7 protein-coding genes are annotated in these 13,785 nt (G+C 66.2%); all 7 read left to right on the top strand.

The genetic code is table 11. The features are described from left to right. Positions 1 to 19 precede the first annotated feature (19 nt). The 7 genes from rpoB to tuf all read left to right on the top strand — a co-directional run bounded on the left by rpoB (position 20) and on the right by tuf (position 13,670). The gene (gene rpoB, locus VFG33_RS36960; RefSeq protein WP_325057707.1) at positions 20 to 3,502 is read left to right on the top strand and encodes a DNA-directed RNA polymerase subunit beta; all 3,483 of its coding nucleotides are present in this window, start codon (positions 20 to 22) and stop codon (positions 3,500 to 3,502) included. Between the two features lie 68 nt (positions 3,503 to 3,570). Beyond that, the gene (locus VFG33_RS36955; protein WP_325057677.1) at positions 3,571 to 7,431 is read left to right on the top strand and encodes a DNA-directed RNA polymerase subunit beta'; all 3,861 of its coding nucleotides are present in this window, start codon (positions 3,571 to 3,573) and stop codon (positions 7,429 to 7,431) included. A 260-nt stretch (positions 7,432 to 7,691) separates the two neighbouring features. After that, complete coding sequence (locus tag VFG33_RS36950; protein ID WP_325057676.1) at positions 7,692 to 9,020, top strand: nuclear transport factor 2 family protein; 1,329 nt, start codon at positions 7,692 to 7,694, stop codon at positions 9,018 to 9,020. A 356-nt stretch (positions 9,021 to 9,376) separates the two neighbouring features. Beyond that, positions 9,377 to 9,751, top strand: a complete 375-nt coding sequence (gene rpsL, locus VFG33_RS36945) for a 30S ribosomal protein S12 (RefSeq protein ID WP_012923692.1) — start codon at positions 9,377 to 9,379, stop codon at positions 9,749 to 9,751. After that, positions 9,751 to 10,221 (top strand): 30S ribosomal protein S7, encoded by a 471-nt coding sequence (gene rpsG / locus VFG33_RS36940; protein WP_325057675.1) that lies wholly within the window; start codon positions 9,751 to 9,753, stop codon positions 10,219 to 10,221. Before rpsL ends, rpsG begins: the two co-directional genes overlap by 1 nt. A 101-nt stretch (positions 10,222 to 10,322) precedes the next feature. Then, positions 10,323 to 12,404 (top strand): elongation factor G, encoded by a 2,082-nt coding sequence (gene fusA / locus VFG33_RS36935; RefSeq protein WP_414673014.1) that lies wholly within the window; start codon positions 10,323 to 10,325, stop codon positions 12,402 to 12,404. A 72-nt stretch (positions 12,405 to 12,476) separates the two neighbouring features. Continuing rightward, positions 12,477 to 13,670 carry an elongation factor Tu gene (gene tuf / locus VFG33_RS36930; protein WP_325057673.1) on the top strand — a complete coding sequence of 398 codons (1,194 nt, stop codon included), beginning with the start codon at positions 12,477 to 12,479 and terminating at the stop codon, positions 13,668 to 13,670. Positions 13,671 to 13,785: the final 115 nt, after the last annotated feature.

Below are 13,785 nucleotides of genomic sequence, written 5' to 3'. Positions count from 1 at the left end.
GCCCGTGGAAGGACGCCCCTTGGTCGCCTCGCGCAACCCTCAGTCCGACAGTATTACCAACGTTTCCGGCTCCCGCCGCATCTCCTTCGCCAAGATCTCCGAGCCTCTCGAGGTTCCGGATCTACTGGCGTTGCAGGTGGACAGTTTCGACTGGCTGGTCGGGAACGAAACCTGGCAGGCCCGGGTGGCCGCCGCCGAGGCGGAGGGACGGACTGATCTGTCCTCCCCGTCCGGCCTGGAGGAGATCTTCGAAGAGATCTCCCCGATCGAGGACTTCAGCGGCACCATGTCGCTGTCGTTCCGTGACCACCGGTTCGAGCCCCCGAAGAACACGGTCGACGAGTGCAAGGAGCGTGACGTCACCTACTCGGCGCCGCTGTTCGTCACCGCCGAGTTCATGAACAACGAGACCGGTGAGATCAAGAGCCAGACCGTCTTCATGGGTGATTTCCCACTGATGACGCGCAAGGGCACGTTCGTGATCAACGGCACCGAGCGTGTCGTCGTGTCCCAGCTGGTTCGCTCGCCCGGTGTGTACTTCGAGCGCACGCCGGACAAGACGTCGGACAAGGACATCTTCACCGCCAAGATCATCCCGTCGCGCGGTGCGTGGCTGGAGTTCGAGGTCGACAAGCGCGACATGGTCGGCGTACGGCTCGACCGCAAGCGCAAGCAGAACGTCACCGTGCTGCTCAAGGCGCTCGGCTGGACCGACGCGCAGATCCTCGAGGAGTTCGGCGAGTACGAGTCGATCCGCCTCACCCTGGAGAAGGACCACACCTCCGGGCAGGACGACGCGCTGCTGGACATCTACCGCAAGCTGCGCCCGGGTGAGCCCCCGACGCGCGAGGCCGCGCAGGCGCTGTTGGACAACTATTACTTCAACGGCAAGCGCTACGACCTCGCCAAGGTCGGCCGGTACAAGATCAACAAGAAGCTGGGCCGCGACGAGGCGCACGACACGGCCGTCCTGACGATCAACGACATCGTCGCGACGATCAAGTACCTGGTCGCGCTGCACGAGGGCAAGACCGAGCTGGCCGCGCCGCAGGGCGAGATCGTGGTCGAAGAGGACGACATCGACCACTTCGGCAACCGCCGTCTCCGGACGGTCGGCGAGCTGATCCAGAACCAGCTCCGGACCGGCCTGGCCCGGATGGAGCGGGTGGTCCGCGAGCGGATGACGACTCAGGACGTCGAGGCGATCACGCCGCAGACGCTGATCAACATCCGCCCGGTGGTGGCGGCGCTGAAGGAGTTCTTCGGCACCTCCCAGCTGTCCCAGTTCATGGACCAGACCAACCCGATCGCGGGTCTGACCCACAAGCGCCGCCTGTCGGCGCTTGGCCCGGGTGGTCTGAGCCGCGAGCGGGCCGGCTTCGAGGTTCGCGACGTGCACCCGTCCCACTACGGCCGGATGTGCCCGATCGAGACCCCGGAAGGCCCGAACATCGGCCTGATCGGTTCGCTGGCCACCTATGGCCGGGTGAACCCGTTCGGTTTCGTCGAGACGCCGTACCGCAAGGTCGTCGAGGGTGTCGTCACCGACCAGGTCGACTACCTGACCGCGGACGAGGAAGACCGTTTCGTCATCGCCCAGGCCAACGCGGTGCTGAACGAGCAGAACGCGTTCGCCGAGGACCGGGTGCTGGTTCGCCGGCGCCACGGTGAGGTCGAGCTCGTGCTGGTCGACGACGTGGACTACATGGACGTCTCGCCGCGCCAGATGGTGTCGGTCGCGACGGCGATGATCCCGTTCCTCGAGCACGACGACGCCAACCGCGCCCTGATGGGCTCCAACATGCAGCGCCAGGCCGTTCCGCTGATCACCGCGGACGCCCCCCTGGTCGGTACCGGCATGGAGTTCCGCGGTGCGGTCGACGCCGGTGACGTGCTGGTGTCGGAGAAGGCGGGTGTGATCAAGGAGGTCTCGGCCGATCTGATCGAGGTCGCCGCCGACGACGGCACGTACCAGACCTACCGGCTGCAGAAGTTCCGTCGCTCGAACCAGGGCACCTGCATCAACCAGCGTCCGCTGGTCGATGCCGGGCAGCGGGTCGAGATCGGTTCGCCGCTGGCCGACGGTCCGTGCACCGACGAGGGCGAGATGGCCCTCGGCCGGAACCTGCTCGTGGCGTTCATGCCGTGGGAGGGTCACAACTACGAGGACGCGATCATCCTCAGCCAGCGCGTCGTGCAGCAGGACCTGCTGACCTCGATCCACATCGAGGAGCACGAGGTCGACGCCCGCGACACCAAGCTGGGTCCGGAGGAGATCACCCGGGACATCCCGAACGTCTCCGACGAGATGCTGGCGGACCTGGACGAGCGCGGCATCATCCGGATCGGCGCGGAGGTCACCACCGGTGACATCCTGGTCGGCAAGGTCACGCCCAAGGGTGAGACCGAGCTGACCCCGGAGGAGCGACTGCTCCGGGCGATCTTCGGTGAGAAGGCGCGCGAGGTGCGCGACACCTCGCTGAAGGTGCCGCACGGTGAGAACGGAACCGTTATCGGGGTCCGCGTCTTCGACCGCGACAACGGCGACGAACTGCCGCCGGGCGTGAACCAGCTGGTCCGCGTGTACGTCGCGCAGAAGCGCAAGATCTCCGTCGGTGACAAGCTCGCCGGACGCCACGGCAACAAGGGCGTCATCTCGAAGATCCTGCCGGTCGAGGACATGCCCTTCATGGAGGACGGCACCCAGGTCGACATCATCCTGAACCCGCTGGGCGTGCCCGGCCGGATGAACGTCGGTCAGGTGCTCGAGACCCACCTCGGCTGGGTTGCCAGCCGCGGCTGGAAGGTCGACCCGACCAGCAAGGAAGAGTGGGCCCAGCGACTGATCAAGATCGGTGCCGGCGAAGCCGCTCCGTTCACGAACGTCGCCACCCCGGTCTTCGACGGTGCGCGTGAGGAAGAGGTCACCGGCCTGCTCGGCTCGACCCTGCCGAACCGCGACGGTGACCGGATGGTCGACAGCACCGGCAAGGCCAACCTGTTCGACGGCCGCTCGGGTGAGCCTTTCCCGCAGCCGGTCGGCGTCGGCTACATGTACATGCTGAAGCTGCACCACCTGGTGGACGACAAGATCCACGCCCGCTCGACCGGTCCGTACTCGATGATCACGCAGCAGCCGCTGGGTGGTAAGGCGCAGTTCGGTGGTCAGCGGTTCGGCGAGATGGAGGTGTGGGCCCTGGAGGCCTACGGTGCCGCCTTCGCGCTGCAGGAGTTGCTGACGATCAAGTCGGACGATGTGGTCGGTCGCGTCAAGGTGTACGAGGCGATCGTCAAGGGCGAGAACATTCCGGAGCCGGGTATCCCGGAGTCCTTCAAGGTTCTGGTCAAGGAAATGCAGTCCCTGTGTCTGAATGTCGAGGTCCTCTCGTCCGACGGAAGCCGGGTCGAGATGCGCGACAGCGAAGAGGATGTCTTCCGCGCTGCGGAGGAACTGGGAATCGATCTGTCCCGGCGTGAGCCGAACAGCGTCGAGGAGGTCTGAGCGCGTTGGCGCTTGAGATCAACAACCAACTCACTCAGACCATTTTGAAAAACGGGAGATAACACATCGTGCTCGACGTGAATTTCTTCGACGAGCTTCGGATCGGCCTGGCGACCGCGGATGAGATCCGCCAGTGGTCGCACGGCGAGGTCAAGAAGCCCGAGACGATCAACTACCGGACGCTCAAGCCCGAGCGTGACGGTCTGTTCTGCGAGAAGATCTTCGGTCCCACCCGGGACTGGGAGTGCTACTGCGGTAAGTACAAGCGCGTTCGCTTCAAGGGCATCATCTGCGAGCGGTGTGGCGTCGAGGTCACCCGCTCCAAGGTGCGCCGCGAGCGGATGGGCCACATCGAGCTGGCCGCGCCGGTCACCCACATCTGGTACTTCAAGGGTGTCCCGTCGCGACTCGGCTACCTGCTCGACCTCGCCCCGAAGGACCTGGAGAAGGTCATCTACTTCGCGGCGTACATGATCACCGACGTCGACGACGAGGCGCGGCACCGCGACCTCTCGTCGTTGGAGGGCCGGACCGATGTCGAGCGCAAGCAGCTCGAGGGCCGGCGCGACAACGACATCGAGACCCGGATGAAGAAGCTCGAGGAGGACCTGGCGCAGCTCGAGGCCGAGGGCGCCAAGGCCGACGTTCGCCGCAAGGTGAAGGAAGGCGCCGAGCGTGAGGTCAAGCAGTTGCGCGACCGTGCGCAGCGCGAGATCGACCGCCTGGACGAGGTCTGGAGCCGGTTCAAGAACCTCAAGGTCCAGGACCTTGAGGGCGACGAGATCCTGTACCGCGCCATGAAGGAGCGGTTCGGCAAGTACTTCGAGGGCGCGATGGGTGCCGCCGCGATCCAGCGGCGGCTGGAGACCTTCGACCTCAAGGCCGAGGCGGCCAGCCTGCGGGAGACCATCAAGACCGGTAAGGGCCAGCGCAAGACCCGCGCCCTGAAGCGGCTCAAGGTCGTCACCGCGTTCCTGGCCACCAACAACAGCCCGATGGGCATGGTGCTCGACTGCGTCCCGGTGATCCCGCCGGACCTGCGGCCGATGGTCCAGCTCGACGGTGGCCGGTTCGCCACCTCCGACCTGAACGACCTGTACCGCCGGGTGATCAACCGGAACAACCGGCTGAAGCGGCTGCTCGACCTGGGCGCGCCCGAGATCATCGTCAACAACGAGAAGCGGATGCTGCAGGAGGCCGTCGACGCACTGTTCGACAACGGCCGCCGTGGGCGTCCCGTCACCGGCCCGGGCAACCGGCCGCTGAAGTCGCTGTCCGACATGCTCAAGGGCAAGCAGGGCCGGTTCCGTCAGAACCTGCTGGGCAAGCGCGTCGACTACTCCGGCCGTTCGGTCATCGTGGTCGGCCCGCAGCTGAAGCTGCACCAGTGCGGTCTGCCGAAGGCGATGGCGCTGGAGCTGTTCAAGCCGTTCGTGATGAAGCGGCTGGTCGACCTCAACCACGCGCAGAACATCAAGTCCGCCAAGCGGATGGTCGAGCGTCAGCGCGCCCAGGTCTGGGACGTGCTGGAAGAGGTCATCACCGAGCACCCCGTGCTGCTGAACCGTGCGCCTACTCTGCACCGGTTGGGCATCCAGGCGTTCGAGCCGCAGCTGATCGAGGGCAAGGCGATCCAGATCCACCCGCTCGTCTGCTCCGCGTTCAACGCGGACTTCGACGGTGACCAGATGGCGGTGCACCTGCCGCTGTCGGCCGAGGCCCAGGCCGAGGCGCGGATCCTGATGCTGTCGACGAACAACATCCTGAAGCCTGCTGACGGCCGTCCGGTCACGATGCCGACCCAGGACATGATCATCGGCATCTACTTCCTGACCATGCTGAAGGAAGGCGCCCTCGGTGAGGGTCGTGCCTTCACCTCGGTGGCCGAGGCCCTGATGGCCTTCGACCGTGGCGAGCTCTCGCTGCAGGCGAAGGTCACCCTGCGCCTCGACGAGGCCGGCGCACCGGAAGGCTCGACCGAGCGTCCGAACGGCGGCTTCTCGATGGAGACGACGCTGGGCCGCGCGCTGTTCAACGAGGCGCTGCCGAGCGACTACACCTTCGTGGACGTCGAGGTCGGCAAGAAGCAGCTGGGTTCGATCGTCAACGATCTGGCCGAGCGCTACTCCAAGGTCCAGGTGGCCTACTGCCTGGACGCGCTGAAGGACCTCGGTTTCCGCTGGGCCACCCGGTCGGGTGTCACGGTGTCGATCGACGACTTCAGCACGCCGCCGAGCAAGCCCGAGATCATGGCGCGCTACGAGTCGCAGGCCGAGAAGGTCCAGAAGCAGTTCGAGCGAGGTCTCATCACCTCGTCCGAGCGGCGGCAGGAACTGATCGAGATCTGGACCGGCGCCAACGCCGAGGTCGGCAAGGCGATGGAGGAGAACTTCGCCAAGACCAACCCGATCTGGATGATGGTGCACTCCGGTGCGCGAGGCAACATGATGCAGATCCGGCAGATCGCCGGTATGCGGGGTCTGGTCGCCAACCCGAAGGGCGAGATCATCGCCCGGCCGATCAAGTCCAACTTCCGCGAGGGTCTGTCGGTGGTCGAGTACTTCATCGCCACCCACGGTGCCCGGAAGGGTCTGGCCGACACCGCGCTGCGGACCGCCGACTCGGGGTACCTGACCCGTCGTCTGGTGGACGTCTCGCAGGACGTCATCATCCGCGAGGAGGACTGCGGCACCGAGCGTGGTCTGCCCAAGCAGATCGGCGAGCGGAACGCGGACGGCAAGGTCGTGCACGCGGAGAACGTGGAGACCAGCGCCTACGCCCGCACCCTGGCGACCGATGTCACGGACGCCAAGGGCAACGTGGTACTGACCGCCGGCAGCGACCTGGGCGACGTGTCCATCGCCGCGCTGGTGGATGCGGGGATCGAGGAGGTCAAGGTCCGCTCCGTGCTGACCTGTGACGCCAAGACCGGTACCTGCGCGAAGTGCTACGGGCGTTCGCTGGCGACCGGCAAGCCGGTCGACATCGGCGAGGCCGTCGGCATCATCGCGGCGCAGTCCATCGGTGAGCCCGGTACGCAGCTGACCATGCGTACCTTCCACACCGGTGGTGTCGCGGGTGATGACATCACCCACGGTCTGCCCCGCGTGGTCGAGCTGTTCGAGGCGCGTCAGCCCAAGGGCAAGGCGCCGATCGCCGAGGCCGCCGGCCGGATCGCGATCGAGGACACCGACAAGACCCGGAAGCTGGTGCTCACCCCGGACGACGGTTCCGAGGAGGTCGCCTACCCGGTGTCGAAGCGCGGCCGGCTGCTGATCGAGGACGGCCAGCACGTCGAGGTCGGACAGCAGCTGACGCAGGGTACGCCGGACCCGCAGGAGGTTCTGCGGATCCTGGGCATCCGCAAGGCGCAGGAGCACCTGGTGGACGAGGTCCAGGCGGTGTACCGGTCGCAGGGTGTGGCCATCCACGACAAGCACATCGAGATCATCGTCCGGCAGATGTTGCGCCGGGTCACGGTGATCGAGTCCGGCGAGGCGAACCTGCTGCCGGGCGAGCTGGCGGACCGCCTGATGTTCGAGGCGGAGAACCGTCGGGTCGTGGCCGAGGGCGGTACGCCGGCCTCGGGACGTCCGGTCCTGATGGGGATCACCAAGGCGTCGCTCGCGACCGAGTCGTGGCTGTCGGCCGCCTCCTTCCAGGAGACGACCCGCGTCCTCACCGAGGCCGCGATCCACGGCAAGTCCGACTCGCTGGTCGGTCTGAAGGAGAACGTCATCATCGGAAAGCTGATCCCGGCGGGTACCGGCATGGACCGTTACCGCAACATCCGGGTGGAGCCCACCGAGGAGGCGAAGGCCGCGATGTACTCGATGGTCGGCTACGAGTCGTACGACTACGACTTCGGCCCGTCCGCGGGTCAGTCGGTCCCGCTCGACGACTTCGACCTGGGCTCGTACCAGAACTGAAGTCACCCAGTACCCGCCGAGGGCGGCACTCCCATCAGGGGGTGCCGCCCTCGCGGCATTGCTGCCCCGGTCGTCGCCGCGATCAACGATTGTTGCTTAGGGCAATAAATTTGGAGGAGTGCGGAAGCGTGCTGGGGATGGGGAATGCAGGGGAGCGCGGAGGGTCGGTGAGAGGGCGACACGCCGGGGGTGGAGGTGGGTTTCGGGGCAACGCGCGGGGTCGGAGTTGAAGTGTCGGCGGGATGCGCGAAGATGACCGCATGGCAGAGCTCCCGGTCCAGCTGCAGCCCTTCGTCCTCGAGGTCGCGGCCGCTGCGGATCAGCGGGTCGACAGGGTCGGTCAGCTCGACTTCCACCGGCCGGGATCGACCGCGCGGACGGGCGCGATCCTCTTTGTCCACGGGGGTCCGGTGCCCGCCGATCTCGACGTCCTGCCCCGCGACTGGCCGGTCTACACCGGCTATGCGTCAGCGGCCGCACAACGCGGTCTGGTGGGCGTCACGGTCGACCACAGCCTGATCCATGGACTCGACCGGCTGATCGACGCAGCGGACGACGTAGAGGCCGCCATCGCCGTACTGCGGGCTGATCCGCAGGTGGATCCGAACCGCATCGCCCTGTGGTTCTTCTCGGGCGCCGGACTGCTGGCGGGGGAGTGGCTGGACAGCCGCCCCGACTGGCTCCGCTGCGTCCTGCTCAGCTATCCCCGCCTCGCCACCCCGCCCGGTGTCGACGAACTGGTTTCCGCCGCCGAGGTCATCGGCAAACCCGCAAATAGCGTCCTGCCGGTGCTGCTGACGAGGGTCGGCCGCGAGCGGGAGGAGCTCGCCGGTCCGGTGGCGGAGTTCGTCTCCGCCGGTGGCGCCGCGCTGGACATCATCGACGTACCGAAAGGGCAACACGGCTTCGACATGCTCGACCACACCGACGAATCCCGCGCCGCGGTGACCAAGGCCCTGGACTGGGCCATCGCCCACCTCGGCGAGGACCCCAGCGCCCAGCTCCCCATCCCAACCCCCACCTCCCAACCAACCTCCACCCCCACCACGACAACCCGCCCAACCGCCACAGCGACTGCCGCAGGCGCCCCCGCGGCCGCAGGCACTCCTGCTGGCCCCGCCAGTCAGCAGGTCGCCCCTGCCACCACCCGCACTCAGGCGCCGGCCGACCAGCTGGCAGCTGAGTCCGCTTCTGGTGCTCTTACGGCGGCTGCGTCCTCTCTACCTGCTTCGGCATCGGCTCCTTCGGTTTCGGCTGGGGCTGATAGCCCGGCGGCTCGGGTGGTGCGTCGGGAGCAGGCTGCTTATCTGGCGCACGATCTGGAGGCGTTCCTGGCGATGTACTCGCCGACCGCCCAGCTCCAGCTCGCGGACGGCACCGTCATGCGCGGTCGCCGGTCGCTGCGTGAGTACTACCGGCCGCACTTCGAGACCGGTCAGTGCAAGACCGAGCTGATCCAGCGGATCACCCTGGGCGAGTGGGTCGTCGACCACTCCCTCGTCCACGACTCCGACCAGGGCCCGACCCCTACGATCTCCCTCTACCGCGTTCAGGAGGGCCTGATCGTCGAGGTTCGCTTCCTCGCCTGACAGGAAGGGTCCGCTCGATCCTCCGCGGAGGTTCGAGCGGACCGCGGTGGCGGGTTTCAGGCTCGATGAAAGAGTTACGGCCTAGACCCTGTAAACTGTCGAAGCGGCCGGGCCTCAGCCCTGCACGGTGATCTGTTTTGACCGTGCTTGAGGCAGCCGCTAGTCTTAACGATCGTGCCCGGGTCATCCTGGGCCGTCATGCGTGCCCCTCGTATCGGGTCAGCGCGCGTGGCACGGGACTTCTGCTGACAGTCAGGAAGTTTATGACTCCGGTCTGCCCCGTGCCTACGCGACACACCCGACCGCGGGGGTCAGGCGCGCAGCAACCGACCGGACGACAGAAAGAGACCTACGCGGTGCCCACCATCCAGCAGTTGGTCCGCAAGGGCCGCCAGGACAAGGTGTCCAAGAACAAGACGCCGGCCCTGAAGGGTTCCCCTCAGCGTCGTGGTGTGTGCACACGCGTCTACACGACCACTCCGAAGAAGCCGAACTCGGCCCTTCGGAAGGTCGCACGTGTCCGCCTCACCAGCGGCATCGAGGTCACCGCCTACATTCCCGGAGTCGGCCACAACCTGCAGGAGCACTCGATCGTGCTCGTGCGTGGTGGCCGGGTGAAGGACCTCCCGGGTGTTCGGTACAAGATCATCCGCGGTTCGCTCGACACCCAGGGTGTGAAGAACCGGAAGCAGGCTCGCAGCCGGTACGGCGCGAAGAAGGAGAAGAGCTAATGCCGCGCAAGGGTCCCGCCCCGAAGCGGCCGGTCATCATCGACCCGGTCTACAGCTCGCCGCTCGTCACCCAGTTGATCTCCAAGATCCTGGTCGACGGCAAGAAGCAGATCGCCCAGAGCATCGTCTACACGGCGCTCGAGGGCACCCGGGCGAAGACCGGCACCGATCCAGTGATCACGCTGAAGCGCGCACTGGACAACGTGAAGCCCAGCATCGAGGTGAAGAGCCGCCGCGTCGGTGGAGCCACCTACCAGGTGCCGATCGAGGTCAAGCCCGGTCGCTCGACCACGCTCGCCCTGCGCTGGATGACTTCGTACTCCCGTGCGCGTCGCGAGAAGACCATGTCCGAGCGCCTGATGAACGAGATCCTGGACGCGTCGAACGGTCTGGGTGCCGCAGTCAAGCGCCGCGAGGACACGCACAAGATGGCCGAAGCCAACAAGGCTTTCGCCCACTACCGCTGGTGATCCGGGGTCCGTTCCCGGACCCCCAGATCACCCATTTGAAGCACTACAGAAGCGAGAGGTAGACCACCGAGGTGGCCGTACAAATCACCACCGACCTGAGCATGGTGCGCAACATCGGCATCATGGCCCACATCGACGCCGGTAAGACGACGACGACTGAGCGGATCCTCTTCTACACCGGTATCACTTACAAGATCGGTGAGGTCCACGACGGCGCCGCCACGATGGACTGGATGGAGCAGGAGCAGGAGCGCGGCATCACCATCACGTCCGCCGCGACGACCTGCACCTGGAAAGACCACACCATCAACATCATCGACACCCCGGGCCACGTCGACTTCACTGTCGAGGTGGAGCGCTCGCTGCGCGTCCTCGACGGTGCCGTCGCCGTGTTCGACGGTGTCGCCGGCGTCGAGCCGCAGTCCGAGACCGTGTGGCGTCAGGCGGACCGGTACGGCGTACCGCGGATCTGCTTCGTGAACAAGCTCGACCGCACCGGCGCCGAGTTCATGCGCTGCGTCGACATGATCGTCGACCGGCTGGCCGCGGTGCCGCTGGTGCTGCAGCTGCCGATCGGTTCGGAGGCCGACTTCATCGGCGTCGTCGATCTGGTCGGTATGCGGGCGCTGACGTGGCGTGGCGAGACCACGATGGGTGAGGACTACACCATCGAGGAGATCCCGGCCAGCCACACCGAGATCGCCGCCGAGTGGCGCGACAAGCTGATCGAGACGCTGGCCGAGGCCGACGACGAGATCATGGAGATGTACCTGGAGGGCGAAGCCCCGACCCAGGAGCAGATCGTCGCGGGCATCCGGCGGGCGACCATCGCCAGCAAGCTGACCCCGGTGCTGACCGGTACGGCGTTCAAGAACAAGGGCGTGCAGCCCCTGCTCGACGCCATCAACGCGTACCTGCCGAGCCCGCTCGACGTGCCCGACATCGAGGGCCACGACGTCAAGGACCCCGAGGTCGTCGTCACCCGCAAGGCGGCCGACGCCGAGCCGTTCTCGGCGCTGGCCTACAAGATCGCGGCCGACCCGCACCTGGGCAAGCTGACCTTCATCCGGGTGTACTCGGGCAAGCTCGAGACCGGCACCCAGGTCCTGAACCCCACCAAGGGGCGCAAGGAGCGGATCGGCAAGATCTACCGGATGCACGCGAACAAGCGTGAGGAGATCGCGTCGGTCGGCGCCGGCCACATCGTCGCGGTGATGGGTCTGAAGGACACCACCACCGGTGAGACGCTGTGCGACCCGGCCAAGCCGATCATCCTGGAGTCGATGCAGTTCCCGGCTCCGGTGATCTCGGTCGCGATCGAGCCGAAGTCGAAGGCCGACCAGGAGAAGCTGGGTGTCGCCATCCAGCGCCTGGCCGACGAGGACCCGACCTTCCAGGTCCGGACCGACGAGGACACCGGCCAGACGATCATCGCCGGGATGGGCGAGCTCCACCTGGAGATCCTGGTCGACCGGATGAAGCGCGAGTTCCGCGTCGAGGCCAACGTCGGCAAGCCCCAGGTCGCCTACCGCGAGACGATCAAGAAGAAGGTCGAGAAGGTCGACTACACGCACAAGAAGCAGACCGGTGGTTCAGGTCAGTTCGCGCGCGTGATCATCGACATCGAGCCGACCAGCGCCGAGACCGGTGGTGAGGGCGGGTACGAGTTCGTCAACGCCGTCACCGGTGGCCGCATCCCCCGGGAGTACATCCCGTCGGTGGACGAGGGCGCCCAGGAGGCGATGGAGTTCGGCGTACTGGCCGGCTACCCGATGGTGGACATCAAGGTGACGCTGCGAGACGGCGCCTACCACGATGTCGACTCGTCCGAGCTCGCCTTCAAGATCGCCGGTTCGATGGCCTTCAAGGACGCCGCCCGCCGGGCGACTCCGGTCATCCTGGAGCCGATGTTCGCGGTCGAGGTCATCACCCCTGAGGACTACATGGGTGAAGTGATCGGAGACCTCAACTCACGCCGTGGCCAGATCCAGTCGATGGACGAAGGCCCCGGTGGCAGCCGGGCTATCAAAGCCTCGGTGCCGTTGTCCGAGATGTTCGGGTACGTCGGTGACCTGCGGTCGAAGACCCAGGGTCGCGCGTCGTACTCGATGCAGTTCGATTCCTACGCCGAGGTTCCGAAGAACGTGGCGGAAGAGATCATCAAGAAGGCCCGCGGCGAGTAATCTCGCCCCGGACCAACCAACCCACAGCGCGTCGGCGTACGGCGTAAGTCAACACTTTCCAGGAGGGCCCCAGTGGCTAAGGCGAAGTTCGAGCGGACTAAGCCGCACGTCAACATCGGCACCATCGGTCACATCGACCACGGTAAGACCACTCTTACCGCGGCGATCACCAAGGTGCTGCACGACAAGTACCCGACTCTGAACGAGGCCTCGGCCTTCGATCAGATCGACAAGGCGCCGGAAGAGCGTCAGCGCGGTATCACCATCTCCATCGCGCACGTCGAGTACCAGACCGAGGCCCGGCACTACGCCCACGTCGACTGCCCGGGTCACGCGGACTACATCAAGAACATGATCACCGGTGCGGCCCAGATGGACGGTGCGATCCTGGTCGTCGCCGCCACCGACGGCCCGATGCCGCAGACGCGTGAGCACGTGCTGCTCGCCCGTCAGGTCGGCGTGCCGGCGATGGTCGTCGCCCTGAACAAGTGCGACATGGTCGACGACGAGGAGATCCTGGAGCTCGTCGAGCTCGAGGTTCGCGAGCTGCTCTCCGAGCAGGAGTTCGACGGCGACAACGCCCCGGTCATCAAGGTCGCGGCGGCCCCGGCTCTGCAGGGTGACGCAAAGTGGGGCGAGTCGATCATCGAGCTGATGGACGCGGTCGACTCCTACATCCCGCAGCCGGTGCGCGAGATCGACAAGCCGTTCCTGATGCCGGTGGAGGATGTCTTCACCATCACGGGTCGCGGCACTGTCATCACCGGCCGGATCGAGCGCGGCGTGGTCAAGGTCAACGAGACCGTCGACCTGATCGGCATCCGCCCGGAGAAGCAGACCACCACGGTCACCGGTATCGAGATGTTCCGCAAGCTGCTCGACACCGGTGAGGCCGGCGAGAACGTCGGTCTGCTGCTTCGTGGCACCAAGCGCGAGGACGTCGAGCGCGGCATGGTCGTGATCAAGCCGGGCACCACCACCCCGCACACCAACTTCGACGCTTCGGTCTACATCCTGTCGAAGGAAGAGGGCGGCCGGCACACGCCGTTCTTCCAGAACTACCGCCCGCAGTTCTACTTCCGCACCACGGACGTCACCGGCGTCGTCACGCTGCCCGAGGGCACCGAGATGGTCATGCCGGGCGACAACACCGACATGTCGGTCGAGCTGATCCAGCCGATCGCCATGGAAGAGGGCCTGAAGTTCGCGATCCGTGAAGGTGGCCGCACCGTCGGCGCCGGCCGGGTCACCAAGATCCTCAAGTGATTTCAGGAGGTCCGCGAGGGCTCGCAGTCTGAGCCCCGCGGACCTCTGCTTTGAGCCCGCTCCGGGTCCGTGGAACGATCCGGAGCTGGCCCGAAGCCACCCGATTGGCATTCCG

The organism is Kribbella sp. (assembly GCF_035687465.1).
Taxonomy (GTDB): Bacteria; Actinomycetota; Actinomycetes; order Propionibacteriales; family Kribbellaceae; genus Kribbella.
This window is presented reverse-complemented; position numbering and strand designations above follow the sequence as displayed.